21 protein-coding genes are annotated in these 17,957 nt (G+C 63.9%); 15 read left to right on the top strand and 6 right to left on the bottom strand.

What is annotated here, in order from left to right; all coding sequences use genetic code 11:
* Positions 1 to 134: 134 nt before the first annotated feature.
* Positions 135 to 434, top strand: a complete 300-nt coding sequence (locus KVP70_RS15660) for a high-potential iron-sulfur protein (RefSeq protein WP_217943147.1) — start codon at positions 135 to 137, stop codon at positions 432 to 434.
* 93 nt (positions 435 to 527) lie between these two features.
* On the opposite strand, the gene KVP70_RS15655 is transcribed toward KVP70_RS15660, so the two are convergent.
* From KVP70_RS15655 to KVP70_RS15645, 3 genes are all read right to left on the bottom strand, one after another.
* Entirely contained in the window at positions 528 to 875 is a 348-nt protein-coding gene (locus tag KVP70_RS15655; RefSeq protein ID WP_217943146.1) for an ElaB/YgaM/YqjD family protein, read from the bottom strand.
* A gap of 84 nt (positions 876 to 959) precedes the next feature.
* The gene (gene ubiA, locus KVP70_RS15650) at positions 960 to 1,814 is read right to left on the bottom strand and encodes a 4-hydroxybenzoate octaprenyltransferase (protein ID WP_217943145.1); all 855 of its coding nucleotides are present in this window, start codon (positions 1,812 to 1,814) and stop codon (positions 960 to 962) included.
* Positions 1,815 to 1,871: 57 nt separating this feature from the next.
* Positions 1,872 to 2,807 carry a hydrogen peroxide-inducible genes activator gene (locus tag KVP70_RS15645; RefSeq protein ID WP_217943144.1) on the bottom strand — a complete coding sequence of 312 codons (936 nt, stop codon included), beginning with the start codon at positions 2,805 to 2,807 and terminating at the stop codon, positions 1,872 to 1,874.
* Between the two features lie 111 nt (positions 2,808 to 2,918).
* Here KVP70_RS15645 and KVP70_RS15640 point away from each other — a divergent pair, with 111 nt between their 5' ends.
* From KVP70_RS15640 to KVP70_RS15590, 11 genes are all read left to right on the top strand, one after another.
* Positions 2,919 to 4,103 (top strand): PilT/PilU family type 4a pilus ATPase, encoded by a 1,185-nt coding sequence (locus KVP70_RS15640; RefSeq protein WP_217943143.1) that lies wholly within the window; start codon positions 2,919 to 2,921, stop codon positions 4,101 to 4,103.
* Positions 4,104 to 4,115: 12 nt separating this feature from the next.
* Entirely contained in the window at positions 4,116 to 4,598 is a 483-nt protein-coding gene (gene rfaE2 / locus KVP70_RS15635; RefSeq protein ID WP_217943142.1) for a D-glycero-beta-D-manno-heptose 1-phosphate adenylyltransferase, read from the top strand.
* 1 nt (position 4,599) lies between these two features.
* Positions 4,600 to 4,923, top strand: a complete 324-nt coding sequence (locus KVP70_RS15630; RefSeq protein WP_217943141.1) for a hypothetical protein — start codon at positions 4,600 to 4,602, stop codon at positions 4,921 to 4,923.
* A 35-nt stretch (positions 4,924 to 4,958) separates the two neighbouring features.
* Positions 4,959 to 5,462, top strand: coding sequence for a hypothetical protein (locus KVP70_RS15625; RefSeq protein WP_217943140.1), 504 nt, complete (start codon positions 4,959 to 4,961; stop codon positions 5,460 to 5,462).
* 15 nt (positions 5,463 to 5,477) lie between these two features.
* The gene (locus KVP70_RS15620; RefSeq protein WP_217943139.1) at positions 5,478 to 6,563 is read left to right on the top strand and encodes a cytochrome c oxidase subunit II; all 1,086 of its coding nucleotides are present in this window, start codon (positions 5,478 to 5,480) and stop codon (positions 6,561 to 6,563) included.
* Positions 6,564 to 6,573: 10 nt separating this feature from the next.
* The gene (gene ctaD / locus KVP70_RS15615) at positions 6,574 to 8,307 is read left to right on the top strand and encodes a cytochrome c oxidase subunit I (RefSeq protein ID WP_217943138.1); all 1,734 of its coding nucleotides are present in this window, start codon (positions 6,574 to 6,576) and stop codon (positions 8,305 to 8,307) included.
* Positions 8,304 to 8,888, top strand: coding sequence for a cytochrome c oxidase subunit 3 (locus tag KVP70_RS15610; protein WP_217943137.1), 585 nt, complete (start codon positions 8,304 to 8,306; stop codon positions 8,886 to 8,888). Before ctaD (KVP70_RS15615) ends, KVP70_RS15610 begins: the two co-directional genes overlap by 4 nt.
* Positions 8,885 to 9,550, top strand: coding sequence for a heme-copper oxidase subunit III family protein (locus KVP70_RS15605; RefSeq protein WP_217943136.1), 666 nt, complete (start codon positions 8,885 to 8,887; stop codon positions 9,548 to 9,550). The genes KVP70_RS15610 and KVP70_RS15605 overlap by 4 nt, the downstream gene beginning before the upstream one ends.
* Before the next feature lie 8 nt (positions 9,551 to 9,558).
* Complete coding sequence (locus tag KVP70_RS15600) at positions 9,559 to 9,864, top strand: cytochrome C oxidase subunit IV family protein (RefSeq protein ID WP_217943135.1); 306 nt, start codon at positions 9,559 to 9,561, stop codon at positions 9,862 to 9,864.
* A 28-nt stretch (positions 9,865 to 9,892) separates the two neighbouring features.
* Complete coding sequence (locus KVP70_RS15595; protein WP_217943134.1) at positions 9,893 to 10,636, top strand: helix-turn-helix domain-containing protein; 744 nt, start codon at positions 9,893 to 9,895, stop codon at positions 10,634 to 10,636.
* Positions 10,637 to 10,700: 64 nt separating this feature from the next.
* Entirely contained in the window at positions 10,701 to 11,663 is a 963-nt protein-coding gene (locus tag KVP70_RS15590) for a DMT family transporter (RefSeq protein WP_217943133.1), read from the top strand.
* Between the two features lie 56 nt (positions 11,664 to 11,719).
* Here KVP70_RS15590 and KVP70_RS15585 read toward each other — a convergent pair whose 3' ends face one another.
* Genes KVP70_RS15585 through KVP70_RS15575 form a run of 3 tightly spaced genes read right to left on the bottom strand, consistent with a single transcriptional unit; the run spans position 11,720 to position 13,718 of the window.
* Entirely contained in the window at positions 11,720 to 12,457 is a 738-nt protein-coding gene (locus tag KVP70_RS15585) for a substrate-binding periplasmic protein (protein ID WP_217943132.1), read from the bottom strand.
* A gap of 4 nt (positions 12,458 to 12,461) precedes the next feature.
* Positions 12,462 to 12,932 carry a tRNA (uridine(34)/cytosine(34)/5-carboxymethylaminomethyluridine(34)-2'-O)-methyltransferase TrmL gene (trmL, locus tag KVP70_RS15580; protein ID WP_217943131.1) on the bottom strand — a complete coding sequence of 157 codons (471 nt, stop codon included), beginning with the start codon at positions 12,930 to 12,932 and terminating at the stop codon, positions 12,462 to 12,464.
* Between the two features lie 21 nt (positions 12,933 to 12,953).
* The gene (locus tag KVP70_RS15575; RefSeq protein ID WP_217943130.1) at positions 12,954 to 13,718 is read right to left on the bottom strand and encodes a ComF family protein; all 765 of its coding nucleotides are present in this window, start codon (positions 13,716 to 13,718) and stop codon (positions 12,954 to 12,956) included.
* Between the two features lie 71 nt (positions 13,719 to 13,789).
* Here KVP70_RS15575 and KVP70_RS15570 point away from each other — a divergent pair, with 71 nt between their 5' ends.
* The 3 genes from KVP70_RS15570 (at position 13,790) to ctaD (KVP70_RS15560) (ending at position 17,955) form a co-directional block, all read left to right on the top strand.
* Positions 13,790 to 14,716 (top strand): methyltransferase domain-containing protein, encoded by a 927-nt coding sequence (locus tag KVP70_RS15570; protein WP_217943129.1) that lies wholly within the window; start codon positions 13,790 to 13,792, stop codon positions 14,714 to 14,716.
* 425 nt (positions 14,717 to 15,141) lie between these two features.
* The gene (gene coxB, locus KVP70_RS15565) at positions 15,142 to 16,350 is read left to right on the top strand and encodes a cytochrome c oxidase subunit II (RefSeq protein ID WP_416053877.1); all 1,209 of its coding nucleotides are present in this window, start codon (positions 15,142 to 15,144) and stop codon (positions 16,348 to 16,350) included.
* 15 nt (positions 16,351 to 16,365) lie between these two features.
* Positions 16,366 to 17,955, top strand: coding sequence for a cytochrome c oxidase subunit I (ctaD, locus tag KVP70_RS15560; protein WP_217943127.1), 1,590 nt, complete (start codon positions 16,366 to 16,368; stop codon positions 17,953 to 17,955).
* Positions 17,956 to 17,957 lie beyond the last annotated feature (2 nt).

The raw sequence follows: 17,957 nt of genomic DNA, 5'->3' as shown, positions 1-17,957 counted from the left end.
TCATTCTATTTGTTAGAATTTGTTCGATGTAGAGTGCTTGGCAACATTGAGTATAGCAGTATGTTTTCGACATGAAGCGCGTATCATTGTCGGGCCGTGGCCATGTGGCGCGGCAGCGACGGAAGGGAAAAAAGATGACGAATCGCCGGATATTTATTCTGCACACTTGCGCCGGGCTGGCCGCTGCTACGCTGGGCTGCATGGCCCGGGCCGAGGACCGCGTGCCGCTGAAGGAGGACGACCCGCTGGCCAAAGAGTTCAACTATGTGGTTGACGCCGCCAAGGTAGACGGGCACAAATTCCCCGACTTCAAAGCCGGCGACCGCTGCAGCAAGTGCCAGATCTACGAGGACGGCCCGAACGACATGGGTGGCTGCGCCATCTTCCCCGGCAAGCTGGTGACGGCCGCCGGCTGGTGTACCTCGTTCGGCTGACGTGGACTATGGCGAGTCGGTAGTGGTGCGCACCACGTGGGAAGCGCGCGAACGCTTGCTGACGGTGGCGTCAGACTTGACCCCCAGCTCCGGCTACTTCCTCGCTACCAGCAGTCCGACGATGACGCCCAGCGCCGCGCCCAGGCCCACCGATTTCCACGGATTGTCGCGCACGTAGACGTTGGCCGATTCGGCGGCGCCGCGGCTGCTGGCGATGACGCTGTCTTCCAGCTTGCGCAGGTCGCTCTTGGCGGTGCGCAGCGTGTCGTCGAAGCGGGCGCGGGTTTCGGGGTTGGGCGCGGGCTCTTTGGCGGCATCCTTCAACCAGTCCTCGGCTTCGCCGATGGCGTGCTTCAGTTCATCCATCAGCCTGTCGCGCGCGGTGGCGCTGGCGGCCTGGTTGTCGGCGATGCCTTTGCCGTTCTGTTGTGTCTGATCCATGATGACCTCGTTGAATGTCCGGGTGGCTGGGGATAGCCATTGTAGGCAGCGCAGGCGGCGTCGCCTTGCGCTGCCTCAATCGTGTCACCGCAGCGCGTAGTCCAGCGCCACGCCCGCGAACACGGCCGCGCCCAGCCAGTTGTTGTGGCGGAAGGCGTAGAAGCAGGCGTCGCGCTCGCGGCTGCGGATCAGCGTGTAGTGATAGCAGGCGATGCCCGCCGCCACCGCCACGCCGCCGGCGAACCATACGCCCATGCCCAGCTGCCAGCCGCAGGCCAGCAGCAAGCCCAGGTGCACGGCGTAGCACAGCATCACCGCCGCCACGTCGTAGCGGCCGAAGGTGATGGCCGAGGTCTGGATGCCGATCTTCAGGTCGTCGTCGCGGTCGACCATCGCGTACTCGGTGTCGTAGGCCACGGCCCAGAACACGTTGCCGAGCAACAGCAGCCACGCCACCAGCGGCACCGTGTTCTGGATCGCGGCAAACGCCATCGGGATGCCGAAGCCGAAGGCGATGCCCAGGTAGGCTTGCGGTATCGCGAAGAAGCGCTTGAAGTAGGGGTAGGTGCCGGCGATGACGACGGCCGCCACCGACAGCTGCCTGGTCAGCGCGTTCAGCGGCAGGATCAGGCAGAACGACAGCAGCGCCAGCGCGCCGGCGATGGCCAGCGCTTCCTTGCCGCTGATGCGGCCGCTGGTGATGGGGCGCTGCGCCGTGCGTTTGACGAACTTGTCGATATCCTGGTCGGCGTAGTCGTTCATCGCGCAGCCGGCCGAGCGCATCAGCAGCGTGCCGAGCGAGAAGATGAGCACCAGCGTCAGGCTGGGCTTGCCGTTGGACGCCAGCCACAGCGCGCACAGCGTCGGCCACAGCAGCAGCAGGGTGCCGATCGGTTTGTCCAGCCTGACCAGGCGAAAATAGAGCTCCAGCTTGTTCATGGATAGTGCCGCTTGTAGGGAAAGATCAGGATTATCGCAAATCCTGGCGCTGCCAGCTCAATCGCCGGCGCAGAGGGTGGTGGTGCCGGGCAGCTTGCAGGCGGCGACCACTTCGCACACGGCGTCGATGGCGGCCTTGCGGGTGAAGCTTTTACGCCACACGATGACCACGCGGCGCGACGGCTGCGTCCCCTCGAACGGGCGGAACTGCAACATGCCTTCCCTGGTGTCCATGTCGGGCACCGAGGCGCGCGGCAGCACGGTCAGGCCGATGCCGCTGGCCACCATGTGACGGATGGTTTCCAGCGACGAGCCCTCGAAGGTGCGCTGCATGCCATTGCCCGGCGCGGAGAAGCGGGCTATCTCGGGACATACTTCCAGTACCTGGTCGCGGAAGCAGTGTCCGTTACCAAGCAGCAGCATGTTTTCGGTTTTCAGGTCCTCGGCGGGAATGCTGCGGCGCTTGGTCCACGGGTGCTGGGACGGCATCGCCACCACGAACGGTTCGTCGTACAGCGCCTGCATCGCCATGCCGTGCTCGGGCAGCGGCAGCGCCATGATGGCGGCGTCCAGCTCGCCCTGGCGCAACATCTCGATCAGGCGCACGGTGAAGTTTTCCTGCAGGATGAACGGCATCTGCGGGACTTTGTCTATCATGCCCTTGACCAGCGGCGGCAGCAGGTAGGGGCCGATGGTGTAGATCACGCCCAGGCGCAGCGGGCCGGCCAGCGGGTCCTTGTTCTGCTTGGCGAGTTCCTTGATGGCGGCGGTCTGTTCCAGCACGCGCTCGGCCTGGGCGACGATTTGCGCGCCCAGCGGGGTGACCGAGATTTCAGCGCCGCCCCGTTCAAACAGGACCACGCCCAGTTCATCTTCCAGTTTCTTGATGGCGACCGAAAGCGTCGGTTGCGCGACGTAACAGGCTTCGGCCGCATGTCCGAAGTGTTTCGCTCGTGCAACGGCGACGATGTATTTCAGTTCGGTCAGTGTCATAAATGTATTTGAACACAGGCGATGCTGGGATGCAATAATTAGAAAAGGTATTGTAGCGAATGCTGTCGATATAATGCAGTGTATGTTGGTACCACCCATCGAAAGGCAAGCATGTCCTCCACATTTGGTCCAGAAGAAGCGCAAGCCTATCTGCACAAGCTGCTCAAGGTGATGCACCACACCGGCGGTTCGGATTTGTTCATTTCCGCGGATTTCCCGCCGAGTATGAAGTCGCAGGGGGCGATGAAGCCCCTGAGTCAGCAGAAGCTGACCGGCGGCGTGACCCGCGCGCTGGCGCTGTCCATCATGAACGACAAGCAGAAGCGCGAGTTCGAGGCCGAGCTGGAATGCAACTTTGCGATCTCGCTGCCGGACGTGTGCCGCTTCCGCGTCAACGTGTTCGTGCAGCAGCAGAACGTGGCCATGGTGATACGGACCATCGCCTCGGAAATCCCGAATTTCGAAAAGCTGGACCTGCCCGAGGTGCTGAAGGAAGTCATCATGACCAAGCGCGGGCTGGTGCTGGTGGTGGGCGGCACGGGGTCCGGCAAGTCGACCACGCTGGCGGCGATGATCGACTACCGCAACGCCAATTCGGCCGGCCACATCATCACGGTGGAAGACCCGGTCGAGTACGTGCACAAGAACAAGGGCTGCCTGATCACGCACCGCGAGGTGGGCGTCGACACGCTGTCCTGGCACAACGCGCTGAAGAACACGCTGCGCCAGGCGCCGGACGTGATCCTGATCGGCGAGATCCGCGACACCGAGACCATGGAGCACGCGATCGCGTTCGCCGAGACCGGCCACCTGTGCCTGGGCACGCTGCACGCGAACAACTCCAACCAGACCATGGACCGCATCATCAACTTCTTCCCGGAAGAGCGGCGCAACCAGCTGCTGATGGATCTGTCGTCCAACCTGCGCGCCATCGTCTCGCAGCGGCTGGTGCGCACCGAGGACGGCAAGGGGCGCAAGGCGGCGATTGAAATCCTGCTCAACACGCCGACCATCGCCGAGATGATCTTCAAGGGGAACTTCCAGGCGATCAAGGAGATCATGCACAAGTCGCGCGAGCTCGGCATGTGCACTTTCGACCAGGCGCTGTACGAACTCTATAATAAGGGCTATATCGCCTACGAAGAGGCGATCCGCAACGCCGACTCGGCCAACGGCCTGCGCTTGCAGATCAAGCTGCGCGGCGACCGCAAGGAGCCGGGCGACAACAGTCCGAGCACCGCCGATTCGCTCAGCATGCAGATCGACGAAGAGCCGGAAGACGAAGAAACCAAATAACAGAAAAACCTCATGCCTCAATTTGAAACCAAGATCTGCACCCGTGAACAACTGGCCGCGCGCGTCGCCGCGCTGCCCAAGCCGGTGGTGCTGACCAACGGCGTGTTCGACATCCTGCACCGCGGCCACGTGACCTACCTGGCGCAGGCGCGCGCACTGGGCGCCTCGCTGGTGGTGGCGGCCAATACCGACGCCTCAGTCAAACGCCTGGGCAAGGGCGACGACCGTCCGCTCAACAACTGCGCCGACCGCATGGCCGTGCTGGCCGCGCTGGAGGCGGTGAGCCTGGTGGTGGACTTCGACGAAGACACGGCGCTGGAAGTGGTGCAGCAGGCGCGGCCCGAAATCTACGCCAAGGGCGGCGACTACCAGATGGACGCCATCCCGGAGGGCAAGGCCGTGCTGGCTTACGGCGGCCAGGCCATCGCCATCGACTTCGAGCACGACCGCTCGACCACCAAGCTGTTGACCAAGGTGCGCGCCCAGCGTCCTTGAGATGCGGCTCCTGATAGCCGCCTTCGCGGCGCTATTGTTCCTCGGCGTGCTGTGGGGGCCGGCGTTCGCGGTCGCGCTGCGCTACTGGCGGCGCGGCGACGCCCGCGCCTTCCGCCAGCTGCGCTGGCTGTATCCGGCCCAGCTGATCACCACGGTCTCGCTGGCCTTTGCCGCCGACCTGCTGGGCCTGCGCCATCCGGCCGCGCTGGCGGCCGCCAGCACGGCCTGCGTGGGGCTGGCCGGGGCCGGCGCGCTGGCCCTGCGACTGTCGCTTTCCCTTGATTTAATTCGTGCGCGAGCTGACAGGGCTGAAAAAACCTTCTAAACTGAGCATTGCAATGGCATCTCCAGGAGGGCATCATGGAACTGCATCTGCAATCGCATCACTGGCAGGCCCGCCTGCCGGACTGGGCGGCCGCCGCGGTCGCCGGTTTCGGCGCCGGCGGCGTGCTCATGTTGTTGGAACTTAGCTGGTCTTCCTTGACCAGCACTACCGATCCCTGGTTGGCCACCCACATGATCGCCGCACTGGTGATGAATGGGGACGTGCTGCAAACCAGCGGCTACAGCCTGGGCGTGACCGTCGCCGCGCTGCTGGTGCATTATGCGCTGGGCGTGGCGTTCGGCGTCATGCTGGCCGCCATCATGGCGCCGTTCCGTCTCGATTCCAGCATCGCCATGGCGCTGGCGGCCGGCGCGGTGTTCGGCTTGTTGCTGTATGGATTGAACTTTTACGGCATGGCCGGTATCTATACCTGGTTCGTCGCGCTGCGCGGCTGGCCGACGGCGCTCGCCCACATGTTCTTCGGGGCGAGCGCAGCTTTCATTTATGTCAAGCTTGAAAGACCGAGCAGGCCGCGTTAGCTATTGGAAGCCGCCATGGCACTCGCACTGGTACTGGTACTGATCGTAGTTGGCGCCCTGGAATTTCATTACATGAGTCCGTGGTGGCTTACGCCCATCGCCTCCAACTGGCAGCAGATGGACGATGCGCTGATGCTGACCTTCGCCATCACCGGCGTGGCGTTCGTCGTCATCAACCTGTTCGTGGCGTATGCGGTGGTCACCTTCCGGCACCGGGACGGCGTGCGCGCGGCGGCCACGCACGGCAGCGCGCGGCTGGAATGGTGGCTGGTCGGCGTGACCACGGTGGGCATCGTCGCGCTGCTGGCGCCGGGCTTGTCGGTGTACGCCAAGCTGATCGATCCGCCGCCCGATGCGATGGTGTTCGAAGTGCTGGGCCAGCAATGGCAATGGCACTACCGCTTGCCCGGCAAGGATGGCAAGCTGGGCAGCACCGACATGCGCTTCATCGGCAACGCCAATCCCTATGGTATCAATCCCGCCGATCCCGGCGGCCAGGACGACGTGCTGGTCGACGGGCAGGAAGTGCATATACTCATAGGCCGGCCGGTGCGCGTGCTGCTGCGCGCGCAGGATGTGCTGCACGATTTCTATGTGCCGGAATTCCGCACGCGGATGAACATGGTGCCTGGCATGGTGACTTCGTTCTGGTTCACGCCGTCCCGGCTCGGCCGCTTCGAGGTGATGTGCGCGCAACTGTGCGGCATCGGCCATTTCAATATGCGCAGCTATGTGGTGGTCGACGACGAGCCGGCGTACCGGGCGTGGCTGGCGGCGCAGCCGACCTTTGCCGCGCTGACATCCGCCGCCGGCGCCGAACCGGGCCAGCAGGGGCGCTTGCTGGCGCAGGCGCGCGGCTGCGCGGCCTGCCACAGCGTCGACGGCAACCCCGGCGTGGGGCCCAGCTGGAAAGGGTTGTTCGGCAAGAACGAGGCGATGAACGACGGCGCCACCGTGCGGGTGGACGAGGCCTATCTGCGCGAGTCGATCACCAATCCGGCGGCGCGCGTGGTCAAGGGCTATCAGCCCATCATGCCGGTGCAGCCGTTCCAGCCGGCCGAAGTGGCGCAGCTGGTCGAGTACATCAAGACCATCAAATAGGGAGGCGGGCATGGGCTACGGCGGCGAGCATCCTCACAGTTTCTGGACCCGCTATGTATGGAGCCAGGATCACAAAGTGATCGCGATCCAGTACACCGTCACCGCGCTGGTGATCGGGCTGGTGGGCATGCTGCTGTCGGACCTGATGCGTTTGCAGCTGGGCTTTCCCGGCAAGTTCGCCTTCATCGACGCCAGCCGCTATTACCAGTTCATGACCATGCACGGCATGATCATGGTGGTGTATCTGCTGACGGCGCTGTTCCTGGGCGGCTTCGGCAACTACCTGATACCGCTGATGATCGGCGCGCGCGACATGGTGTTCCCCTTCCTGAACATGCTCAGCTACTGGTTCTACCTGCTGGCGGTGCTGATCCTGGCGGCCAGCTTCTTCGTGCCCGGCGGCCCCACCGGCGCCGGCTGGACGCTGTATCCGCCGCAGGCGATCTTGCCCGGCACGCCGGGCACGGAATGGGGCATCGTCGTGATGCTGGTGTCGCTGCTGGTATTCATCGCCGCCGCCACCATGGGCGGGCTGAACTACGTCACCACCGTGCTGCAGGCGCGCACCGAAGGCATGACGCTGATGCGTATGCCGCTGACGGTGTGGGGCATCTTCACCGCCACCATCCTGGCGCTGCTGGCGTTCCCGGCGCTGTTCGTCAGCGGCGTGATGATGTTGTTCGACAAGGTGCTGGGCACCAGTTTCTTCATGCCGGCGCTGGTGTCGATGGGGCAGCACCTGCCGCACCAGGGCGGCAGCCCGCTGCTGTTCCAGCACCTGTTCTGGTTCTTCGGCCACCCGGAAGTGTACATCGTGGCCTTGCCGGCCTTCGGCATCATCTCCGACCTGATCAGCGTGCATGCGCGCAAGCAGATCTTCGGCTACAAGATGATGGTCTGGGCCATCGTCGCGATCGGCGGCCTGAGCTTTGTGGTCTGGGCGCACCACATGTATGTGAGCGGCATGCATCCGTATTTCGGCTTCTTCTTCGCCACCACCACGCTGATCATCGCCGTGCCGACCGCGCTCAAGGTCTACAACTGGACGTTGACCTTGTGGCGCGGCGACATACACTTGACCGTGCCGATGCTGTTTACCGTCGGCTTCATCAGCACCTTCCTTATCGGCGGCTTGACCGGCCTGTTCCTGGGCAATGTCAGCGTCGACATCCCGCTGTCGAACACGTATTTCGTGGTCGCCCACTTCCACATGGTGATGGGCGTGTCGCCGGTACTGGCGGTGTTCGGCGGGCTATACCACTGGTTCCCCAAAGTTAGCGGACGCATGTACGACGAGATGCTGGGGCGGGCGCACTTCTGGATCACCTTTGTCGGCGCTTACCTGATCTTCTTCCCCATGCACTACCTGGGCTTGCTCGGCATGCCGAGGCGCTATTATGCCTACGAGCACTACGCCTTCATCCCCGAATCGGCGCAAACCTTGAACGCCTTCATCACCATCGTCGCGCTGCTGGTGGGTGCGTCGCAGCTGCTGTTCGTGCTGAACCTGTGCTGGAGCGCCGTCCGTGGCCGCGAGGCGGGCGGCAACCCGTGGCGCGCGGCCAGCCTGGAATGGCACACGCCGCAGACCCCGCCGGCGCACGGCAACTGGGGCGAGCAGGCGCCGGTGGCGTATCGCGGCGCCTACGAATACGGCGTGCAGGACGGCGATAGCGACTATGTGCCGCAAGGCCAGCCGCCGGGCGAAATCGGGCGGGCCGAGCCGGCGCGGGAGCTGCCATGAATGCCAGCCTCTACCTGGTGAGCAATCACGCCGACCTGCTCAGACGGCGCACCGGCCTGTGGGTGTTCATGGGCGTGATCGGCATGCTGTTCTTCCTGTTCAGCAGCGCCTACGTGATGCGGATGGCGACCTCCGATTGGCGTGCGCTGCCGTTCGTGCCAGGGCAGCTATGGTTGAGCACCATGCTGCTGATCGTCGCCAGCGTGGCCTGGCAGCGCGCCGCGCACGGCCGCGGCGCGGGAGCGCAGCGGACGGCCTATGGCGTGGCCTGCGCCGCTACGCTGGCCTTCCTGGCAGCTCAGCTGTGGGCGTGGCGGGCCATGGACGCCGCCAGCTTCACGCTGAGCGCCAATCCGGCCAACAGCTTTTTTTACCTGATTACCGGCCTGCATGGCCTGCATGTGGTCGGCGGCCTGGCGGCTGCCGGCTGGGCCTACCGCGACCTGGGGCGCAACAGCGTGACCCTCCAGCTGTGCGCGCGCTACTGGCATTTCCTGCTGGCCTTGTGGCTGGCCATGTTCGGCCTGCTGTTCGGCGTGACGCCGGAACTGGTGAACCAGATTTGCGGAGGCGGCCCATGAACAAACCGAACGAAACGGCTGGCTGGCAAGGCATGGTGGCGGACTGGTCGGGCGACCGTGCCGCCCTGCGCGTCCCGTGGGGCAAGGCGATGATGTGGATCTTCCTGCTCAGTGACACCTTCATCTTCGGCAGCTTCCTGACCGGCTACATGTCGGTACGCATCGCCACCACGGCGGCCTGGCCCAACCCCAGCGCAGTGTTTGCGCTGACCATAGGTGGCACCAAGCTGCCGCTGATCCTGATCGCCATCATGACCTTCATCCTGATCACCAGCAGCGGCACGATGGCGATGGCGGTCAACTACGCCTACCGGCGCGAGCGCGCCCGCTGCGCCACGCTGATGCTGCTGACCGCCGCGCTGGGCGCGAGCTTCGTCTGCATGCAAGCCTTCGAGTGGAGCAAGCTGATCGCGGAAGGCGTGCGGCCATGGGCCAATCCCGACGGCGCGGCGCAGTTCGGCGCCTGCTTCTTCATGATCACCGGCTTCCACGGCCTGCACGTGACGGCCGGCGTGATCTACCTGAGCATCGTCGCGCGGCGTGTGCGGCGCGGGCACTACGAGCACGGCGGCAATTACGGCATCGTCGAGATCGCCGGCCTGTATTGGCACTTTGTCGACCTGGTCTGGGTGTTCATCTTCGCGTTGTTTTATCTCTGGTAGGAGCCGCCATGGAAACCGCCACCCATCCGATCGGCCTGTACCTGAAGGTCTGGCTGCTGCTGTTCGTGCTCAGCACGTTTTCCTACCTGGTCGATTTCTTCCACGCCGAAAGCTATCTGCGCTGGACGTTGATCCTGCTGCTGATGATGGCCAAGGCCGGCCTGATCGTGGCGGTGTTCATGCATTTGCGCTGGGAGCGCGCGGCGCTGATCTATGTGGTGCTGGCGCCGCCGCTGTGCCTGCTGGTGCTGGCCTTGCTGATGTGGATGGAGTCGGACTACACCTTCCTCACCCGCATGCTGTACTTCCGTTGACGGTGGAGGCTGCTACACTGTAGCCACCATGCCGACCGAACTCGACCTCCGCAGCTACGTCGCCGAACCCTTGTCCGGCGTGCACAGCTTCGCCCAGCTGGTGCTGCCGATCAAGGGCAGGGTGCTCATGGATATCAAGGGTTCCGGCGCCGTGGTCCATCCGCAGCGCGCCGCGTTCGTCGAGCCGGGCCTGGTGCACGCGGCGTCGGCCACCGGGCCGAACCAATCGCTGATCCTGGATTTCGACCTGGCGGCCGTGCCCGAGGCCACCGCCGCCAGACTGTCCGAACGGCCGTATGCCCCCATCAGCGCGCCGGCCGCCAAGCTGATCGACTTCATCGGACTGTTGCGCGCGCAGTCCGGCGCCAGCGAGGCGACGCTGAGCCACTGGATGCCGTTGCTGCTGGAAACGCTGGCGCAGCAGGAAATCCGACCCGTCTCGCGCCTGCTGGCCGCGCTGGGCCAGATCGAAGCCCATCCCGGCCAACCGTGGAATACCGAGACCATGGCCAAGGCCGCGCACATGAGCGTGAGCAGCCTGCACCGCGCCTTCCGAGACGAGCTGCACACCACGCCGGTGGCCTGGCTGACCGACATGCGCCTGCGCTGGGCCTGCCGCCAACTGGCGCAAACCGAGCTGCCCATCGCCCGGCTGGCGACGCAGGCCGGCTACGCCGACCAGAGCGCGCTGACGCACGCGATGCGCCGCGCGATGGATGTCACGCCGCTGGCCTACCGCAAGCGCGAACGGCAGAACCAGACAAAAACCTGACAGCCACGCACAATCGCTGAGCTCGGCCCGCGCCGACAATGCCGCTTCGATGACAGGAGGCGGTATGTGGTATGGCGTGTTGTGCGGCGTGGCGGCGGGCTCGATGTGGGGCATGGTGTTTGTGCTGCCGAAGTGGCTGGCGGAGTTCTCCCCGTTCGAGCTGATGTTTGGACGCTATGTGGCCTACGCGCTGATTTCGCTGGTGCTGCTGGCGCCGCGCCTCGGCGGCCTGTTGCGCCGGCTGACCCGTGCCGACTATTGGGTGCTGCTGCGCTACGCCTTGGCCGGCAATGTCGTCTACTACCTGCTGCTGTCGTGCGGCGTGCAACTGGCCGGCGTGTCGGCCGCTTCCCTGATTGTCGGCCTGCTGCCTTTGACGATTTCGATGCTGGGCCAGCGCGACCACGGCGCGGTGTCGCTGCGCGTGCTGGCCTGGCCGCTGGCGCTGGTGGTGGCGGGCATGGTGTGCATCAACGTCGAAGTGTTCGCCAGCCCGCCAGGCCATGCCGCCTGGCCGAGCGTGGCGACTGGCATGTTGTGCGCCGTTGGCGCGCTGCTCAGCTGGACCTGGTATGCCGTCGACAACACGCGCTTCCTGAAGCGCAACCCGCGTTTCAGCAGCGGCGACTGGTCCGGCCTGTTCGGCATCGCCAGCGGGCTGGTGGCGTTGGCGATGGGGTTGGCGATGTTTTGCATCAATGGTGCGGAGCAAGCCACAGCGCCACCGCGCGACTGGTTGCGCTTCTGGGGCCTGATCGCGCTGGTGGCCGCTGGCGCCTCGGTGATCGGCAACCAGCTGTGGAACATGGCCTGCCGCCGCGTGCCGGTGACCTTGTCCGGACAACTGCTGCTGTTCGAGATCCTGTTCGGCCTGTTGTATGGCTACCTCTACCAGCGTTCAGCGCCACGCCTGCTGGAGGTGATGGCCGTCGTGCTGCTGATTGCCGGTGTAGCCTGGTCAGTGTGGCTGCACACCCAAGACCGGACCGGGGTCAGGTCTGACATTCGGACACGAGCTGAGCTGTAACGTTTTTTTACGGTTGACCTCGTGTCCGAATGTCAGACTTGACCCCGGCGTTGCTTCTAGCGCGGCATTTCTTTTTCGTAGCCGTACTGCAGGTAGATGCGGCGGATGGTGCCGTCGCGGTACATGCCGCGCAGGATGTCGTTGAGCCGCGCCACCTCGGCCTTGTCCATGTCCTTGTGGCAGGCCAGGTACATCTCGGCGTGCGCGAAGGCGAGCACCTGTTCGAAGTCGTCGATGCCCAACTCGCGTTGCAGGAACAGGCCCGACATCCTGCCAACCGACCACAGCTGGATGCGCTGCTTCTGCAGCTTGGGCGGATTGAGCCTGTCGTTGGGCACGATCGCCACGCGCAGCTTATGCTCGCGCAGGAAGGTCACCGAGGCGTCGCCGATGAAGGTGCCGATCTGGTAGCCGGCCGCCTCGTCCAGGCTGTTGAGCTTGATGTGGTCGTCGCGCCGGGCAAACAGCACCCAGTTGTTCTGACCGATCGGACCGACCCACTGGTAGTTGTCTTCGCGCTCGGGCACGCGGGCCGTGGTGTACAGGCAGGAATTGGCGGTGCTCATGGTCAGCACCATCGCCCGCGCCCACGGCGCGACGATGGGTTGCGAGGTCGGCACACCGGCCCGCAGCATCAGCTCGGCGACGATCTCGGCCGACAGGCCGACCACCTTGCCGCTGCCTTTGTCGACCCAGCTGAAGGGCGGATAGTCTTCCGTGTACAAGGTCACCGGCTCCGCCGCGTGCGCGCTGCTCAGCAGCATCAGGCACAACAGGGCGGAGCGGATCAGCATGGCCTTATGCTCCGCCGGCGTAGCCGTTCTGGCGCCAGGCTTCGAATACCACCACGGCCACCGTGTTCGACAGGTTCAGGCTGCGGTTGTCGGGACGCATCGGCAGGCGGATGCGCTGGGCCGGCGGGAAGGTCTCGCGGAAGGCCGGATCGAGGCCGCGCGTTTCCGAGCCGAACACGAACACGTCGCCCGGCTTGAAAGCGGCGTCGGCGAACGGCGACGAGCCGTGCGTGGTCATGGCGAACATGCGGGCCGGGTCCGGCTGCACCTCGGCCAGGAAGGCGGACCAGTCCTTATGCACTTTCATCTGCGCGTATTCGTGGTAGTCCAGGCCGGCGCGCTTGAGTTTGGAGTCTTCCAGCGGGAAGCCCAGCGGTTCGATCAGGTGCAGTTGCGCGCCGGTGTTGGCGCACAGCCGGATCACGTTGCCGGTGTTCGGAGGGATTTCGGGTTGGACTAGTACGACGTGAAACAAAGTGGTTCTCCTCTTTCAAATTCAATGTGGCGGCGTGCGGGCAAACACCAGGTTGCTCACCTGCGCGGCGCCGTGGCGCTTCAGCGTTGCCGCCAGTTCGTTCAGCGTGCGGCCGCTGGTCATGACGTCGTCGACCACGCCGATGTGGCGGCCCTGCACCAGCGCGGCGTCCGGAATCGCAAACGCGCCGGCGATGTTGTGCAGCCGTTGCTCGGGTGCGACGCTGCTCTGGGCCGCGGTCTCGTGCACGCGGCGGGCCAGCCGCGGATGCAGCGCCACGCCCAGGCTGCGCGCCAACGGCCGTGCGATCTCCAGGGCTTGATTGTAGCCGCGTTCGGCCAGCCGGCGGGGACCCAGCGGCACCGGACACAGCAGGGCGGGCAGGGTGAAGCCGGGCTGTTGCAGGACGGCGTCGCGCAGCAGGCGGGCAAACAGTGGCGCCAGCGCGAGACGGTGGCCGAACTTCAGTTGCAATACCAGCTGGTCCAGCGGCATGGCGTAGTCGGCGGCGACCAGGGTGACGTCGAAGGCCGGCGGCTCGACGCGGCAAGCGCCGCACAGCTGGCCTTGGTCAGTGTCCGGCAAGGGGTTGGCGCAGCGCGGACAACGCACGATGGCGGCCTCGGCGCCGAAGAACTGGGCGGCGCAGGCGGGACACAGCAATTCGCCGCTGGCGGCGCACAGCGCGCAGGAGGCCGGCAGCAGACCGCGCAGCAAGGCCGATCCGCCTTGATGAAGCAGGGCGGCTATCGTGCCGACAGTGCCGATTCTCGGAGTGGCAAGCATCAAAGCTCCAGGACGCGTTTGCGTTCAACCATGTACACTGCCGACATTATCGCACTACACCGAACCACATCATGCAAGTCCCCGCAAATCCCCCGAAGTTGAGCGCCCCGATCGACCAGGAGCGCGTGCGCGCGCTGTTCAACCGTCCCGAGCGCATCGCGCCGTCCGATTTCCTGCGCCGCGAAATCGCCTCGCGCATGTTCGACCGGCTGGAACTGATCAAGGTTGTCCCGCAGCGCGTGCTGGACGCCGGCTGCGGCGCTGGTGCCGATCTGTCACTGTTGCAGAAATCCTATCCGGCCGCGCAAATACTCGGCATTGATGCGGCCGAAGCCATGGTGCGTGCCGCGCAGAGCCCGGCGGCGAAACAATCGTCGCTGAACCAGCTGCTGAGCAAGCTGCTGCCGACCAAGACCGGCGTCGACCTGCTGTGCGGCGACTTCGCCGAGCTGCCGCTGGGACCGAACACGGTGGACCTGGTCTGGTCCAACCTGGCGCTGCACTGGCATCCGCAGCCGGACCGCGTGTTCGCCGAGTGGCGCCGCGTGCTGCGCGTGAACAGCCTGCTGATGTTTTCCTGCTTCGGCCCGGACACCTTGCGCGAACTGCGCGCCGCGTTTGCCGAGGCCGACCTGGCCCAGCATGCGCTGCCTTTCGTCGACATGCACGATTTTGGCGACCAGTTGGTGGAAGTTGGCTTTTCGACACCGGTGCTGGACATGGAAGTCATCACCGTCACCTACGACACGCCGCAGGCCCTGTTGGCCGACGTGCGCGCGCTGGGCGGCAACCCGCTGAGCACGCTGCGGCGCGGTCTGATGGGCAGGCAGGCATGGCAGCGCATGCTGGCCACGCTGGAAAAAGGACGTCGTCCGGATGGCAAGCTGGGCCTGACTTTCGAGGTGATTTACGGCCACGCCTTCCGTCCTGCGCCCAAAATGACCTCCAAGGGCGAAGCGATCATCCGTTTTGATTTACCACGAAAGCCGCGCCAGTAGCGGCTTTGCGGGCACAGTGTGGTGCCACGGGCTACGCCATAGTTGTGATATGGATTATTTCTTGAGCGGGGCGTTGTTGTTATATATAATCATTCACTAATTTTGCCAGCTAGTCACGTCGCCAGCTATAAACCAGCGAGCGGAGCAATAGGCAGGCAAGAACGAGCACGAACGAGCATTTGAATTAAGCAGAATCAGGCTTTTGCGTTGTCCTTGGGCAGTATCTGGGGATGAAGTAGAAGGCCTCAAGGTCCCGCCGGGGTCGCGTCATGAAGAATTTTTCAGACGAGGCTGGCAAGGGGCCTGAAGTTGTTTAAGGAGCGGCGCCGGTTCAGTTCACCGAAATCCGGAGTCGTTAAAAAAATATTTTAATTTCTTGGGTGGTTGGGGAAAACATGAAACATGCGAAGCGACTTCAATCGTTGATGCTCGGGCTGTCGGTAACGGCGGCAAGTATCCCAGCGTGGGCGGCTGACAAGGCGGCAACCGCGGTAGGCACCTCAGTGGGTACCTATGCCGCAGCGACCGGCGGTACCGGCGGTCCCGTTCCCGGCGAGCTTAATCTGCAACCTCCAGCGACCCAGATCGCGACCGAAATCTACAATCTGCACACCTGGATGATGTTGGTCTGCCTGGTCATCTTCGTCGGCGTGTTCGGCGTGATGTTCTACTCCATCTTCAAGCACCGCAAATCGCTGGGCCACAAGCCAGCCACCTTCCACGAATCGACCGCCGTTGAAATCGCCTGGACCGTGGTACCGTTCCTGATCGTCATCGGCATGGCCTTGCCAGCGACCCGCACCGTGGTCGGCATGAAAGACACCTCCAACGCCGACATCACCATCAAAGTGACCGGCATGCAGTGGAAGTGGGGCTACGACTACCTGAAGGGCGAGGGCGAAGGCATTTCCTTCCTGTCCACGCTGTCGACCCCGCGCTCGCAAGTGGGCGCCCCAGGCTTCGAGCCGACCGAGAAGCGCGGCGACAACTACCTGATGGAAGTCGACAACGACGTCGTCGTCCCGGTCAACAAGAAAATCCGCATGGTCACCACCGCCAACGACGTGATCCACTCGTGGTCGATCCCGGCCTTCGGCGTCAAGCAGGACGCCATCCCCGGCTTCGTGCGCGACACCTGGTTCAAGGCCGAACACACCGGCACCTATCGCGGCTACTGCTCCGAGCTGTGCGGCAAGGAACACGCCTTCATGCCTATCGTGGTCAAGGTCGTCACCGACGACGAGTACAAGGTCTGGGTCGACGGCAAGAAAAAAGAAATGGCCGCGCTGGCTGACGATCCAACTAAAACCTGGACCATCGACGAGCTGAAAACCAAGGGCGAAAAAGTCTACGCCGCCAACTGCGTGGTCTGCCACCAGGCCAACGGCAAGGGCGTGCCAGCCGCGTTCGCGCCGCTGGACGGTTCGGAAGTGGTCAACGGTCCCAAGGCGGAACAGATCAACGTCCTGCTGCACGGTAAGAAGAGCGGCAAGTACAGCGCTGAAATGCCGGCATGGAAGCAACTGTCGGATACGGATATTGCGGCTGTCATCACCTACACCCGTAACAGCTGGTCGAACAAGGCCGCCGAAAACATCGTTCAACCAGCCGAAGTTGTGGCTGCACGTAAGTAATCAGGAGCGTTACAAATGAGCACTAGCACCTTGGATCACGCACACGATCACGATCACGCTCACGACCATCCCCATGGTCTGTCGCGCTGGTTGTTCGCCACCAATCACAAAGACATCGGTACCTTGTACCTGTGGTTCTCGTTCATCATGCTGCTGTCCGGCGGCGTGCTGGCACTGATGATCCGCACCGAGCTGTTCAAGCCGGGCCTGCAGTTCTTCCAGCCGGAGTTCTTCAACCAGCTGACCACCATGCACGGCCTGGTGATGGTGTTCGGCGCCATCATGCCGGCCTTCGTCGGCTTCGCCAACTGGATGATCCCGCTGCAAGTGGGCGCGTCGGACATGGCCTTCGCCCGCATGAACAACTTCTCGTTCTGGCTGCTGCCACCGGCGGCGCTGTTGCTGGCGACCTCGTTCCTGGTCCCCGGCGGCGCCACCGCGGCCGGCTGGACGCTGTACGCACCGCTGTCGACCCAGATGGGCCCAGGCATGGACATGGCGATTTTCGCGATGCACCTGATGGGCGCCTCGTCGATCATGGGTTCGATCAACATCATCGTCACCATCCTGAATATGCGCGCGCCTGGCATGACCCTGATGAAAATGCCGATGTTCTGCTGGACCTGGCTGATCACCGCCTACCTGCTGATCGCCGTGATGCCTGTGTTGGCTGGCGCGATCACCATGACCCTGACCGACCGTCACTTCGGCACCTCGTTCTTTAACGCCGCCGGCGGCGGCGACCCGGTCATGTACCAGCACATCTTCTGGTTCTTCGGCCACCCTGAGGTCTATATCATGATTCTGCCGGCGTTCGGCATCGTGTCGCAGATCCTGCCGGCCTTCGCCCGCAAGCAGCTGTTCGGCTACGCGTCGATGGTGTACGCCACCGCGTCGATCGCCATCCTGTCCTTCATCGTCTGGGCCCACCACATGTTCACCACCGGCATGCCGGTGACCTCGCAGCTGTTCTTCATGTACGCGACCATGCTGATCGCGGTGCCGACCGGCGTCAAAGTGTTCAACTGGATCGCCACCATGTGGAAGGGTTCGATGACCTTTGAAACCCCGATGCTGTTCGCCGTAGGCTTCATCTTCGTGTTCACCATCGGCGGCTTCACCGGCCTGATCCTGGCTGTGACCCCGATCGACATCCAGCTGCAAGACACCTACTATGTGGTGGCGCACTTCCACTACGTGCTGGTGGCGGGTTCGCTGTTCGCGCTGTTCGCCGGCTTCTACTACTGGTCGCCTAAGTGGACCGGCCACATGTACAACGAAGCGATGGGCAAGACCCACTTCTGGCTGTCGCTGATCACCTTCAACATCACCTTCTTCCCGATGCACTTCCTGGGCCTGGCAGGTATGCCGCGCCGCTACGCCGACTACTCGGCGCAGTTCACCGACTTCAACATGATCGCCACCATCGGTGCTTTCGGTTTCGGTCTGTCGCAGGTGTTCTTCCTGTTCTTCGTGATCTTGCCAACCATCCGTGGCGGCAAGAAAGCGGCGGACAAGCCATGGGATGGCGCTGAAGGCCTGGAGTGGACTGTGCCGTCGCCGGCGCCGTTCCACACCTTCGAAACGCCACCGCAGTTCAAATAATC

It is taken from the genome of Duganella violaceipulchra (assembly GCF_019166075.1).
Taxonomy (GTDB): Bacteria; Pseudomonadota; Gammaproteobacteria; order Burkholderiales; family Burkholderiaceae_D; genus Rugamonas; species Rugamonas violaceipulchra.
Note: the sequence above shows the minus strand (reverse complement) of the source record. Positions and strands in the feature narration are given on the sequence as shown.

Excerpts from the sequence above, each read along its gene's own strand:
- coxB (WP_416053877.1), top strand. The coding sequence starts at position 15,142 with ATGCTCGGGCTGTCGGTAACGGCGGCAAGTATCCCAGCGTGGGCGGCT.
- ctaD (WP_217943127.1), top strand. The coding sequence starts at position 16,366 with ATGAGCACTAGCACCTTGGATCACGCACACGATCACGATCACGCTCAC.
- KVP70_RS15660 (WP_217943147.1), top strand. The coding sequence starts at position 135 with ATGACGAATCGCCGGATATTTATTCTGCACACTTGCGCCGGGCTGGCC.
- ubiA (WP_217943145.1), bottom strand. The coding sequence starts at position 1,814 with ATGAACAAGCTGGAGCTCTATTTTCGCCTGGTCAGGCTGGACAAACCG.
- KVP70_RS15645 (WP_217943144.1), bottom strand. The coding sequence starts at position 2,807 with ATGACACTGACCGAACTGAAATACATCGTCGCCGTTGCACGAGCGAAA.
- KVP70_RS15605 (WP_217943136.1), top strand. The coding sequence starts at position 8,885 with ATGAACAAACCGAACGAAACGGCTGGCTGGCAAGGCATGGTGGCGGAC.
- KVP70_RS15600 (WP_217943135.1), top strand. The coding sequence starts at position 9,559 with ATGGAAACCGCCACCCATCCGATCGGCCTGTACCTGAAGGTCTGGCTG.
- ctaD (WP_217943138.1), top strand. The coding sequence starts at position 6,574 with ATGGGCTACGGCGGCGAGCATCCTCACAGTTTCTGGACCCGCTATGTA.
- KVP70_RS15595 (WP_217943134.1), top strand. The coding sequence starts at position 9,893 with ATGCCGACCGAACTCGACCTCCGCAGCTACGTCGCCGAACCCTTGTCC.
- KVP70_RS15585 (WP_217943132.1), bottom strand. The coding sequence starts at position 12,457 with ATGCTGATCCGCTCCGCCCTGTTGTGCCTGATGCTGCTGAGCAGCGCG.
- rfaE2 (WP_217943142.1), top strand. The coding sequence starts at position 4,116 with ATGCCTCAATTTGAAACCAAGATCTGCACCCGTGAACAACTGGCCGCG.
- KVP70_RS15630 (WP_217943141.1), top strand. The coding sequence starts at position 4,600 with ATGCGGCTCCTGATAGCCGCCTTCGCGGCGCTATTGTTCCTCGGCGTG.
- KVP70_RS15575 (WP_217943130.1), bottom strand. The coding sequence starts at position 13,718 with ATGCTTGCCACTCCGAGAATCGGCACTGTCGGCACGATAGCCGCCCTG.
- KVP70_RS15620 (WP_217943139.1), top strand. The coding sequence starts at position 5,478 with ATGGCACTCGCACTGGTACTGGTACTGATCGTAGTTGGCGCCCTGGAA.
- KVP70_RS15570 (WP_217943129.1), top strand. The coding sequence starts at position 13,790 with ATGCAAGTCCCCGCAAATCCCCCGAAGTTGAGCGCCCCGATCGACCAG.
- KVP70_RS15640 (WP_217943143.1), top strand. The coding sequence starts at position 2,919 with ATGTCCTCCACATTTGGTCCAGAAGAAGCGCAAGCCTATCTGCACAAG.
- KVP70_RS15590 (WP_217943133.1), top strand. The coding sequence starts at position 10,701 with ATGTGGTATGGCGTGTTGTGCGGCGTGGCGGCGGGCTCGATGTGGGGC.
- KVP70_RS15610 (WP_217943137.1), top strand. The coding sequence starts at position 8,304 with ATGAATGCCAGCCTCTACCTGGTGAGCAATCACGCCGACCTGCTCAGA.
- KVP70_RS15625 (WP_217943140.1), top strand. The coding sequence starts at position 4,959 with ATGGAACTGCATCTGCAATCGCATCACTGGCAGGCCCGCCTGCCGGAC.
- KVP70_RS15655 (WP_217943146.1), bottom strand. The coding sequence starts at position 875 with ATGGATCAGACACAACAGAACGGCAAAGGCATCGCCGACAACCAGGCC.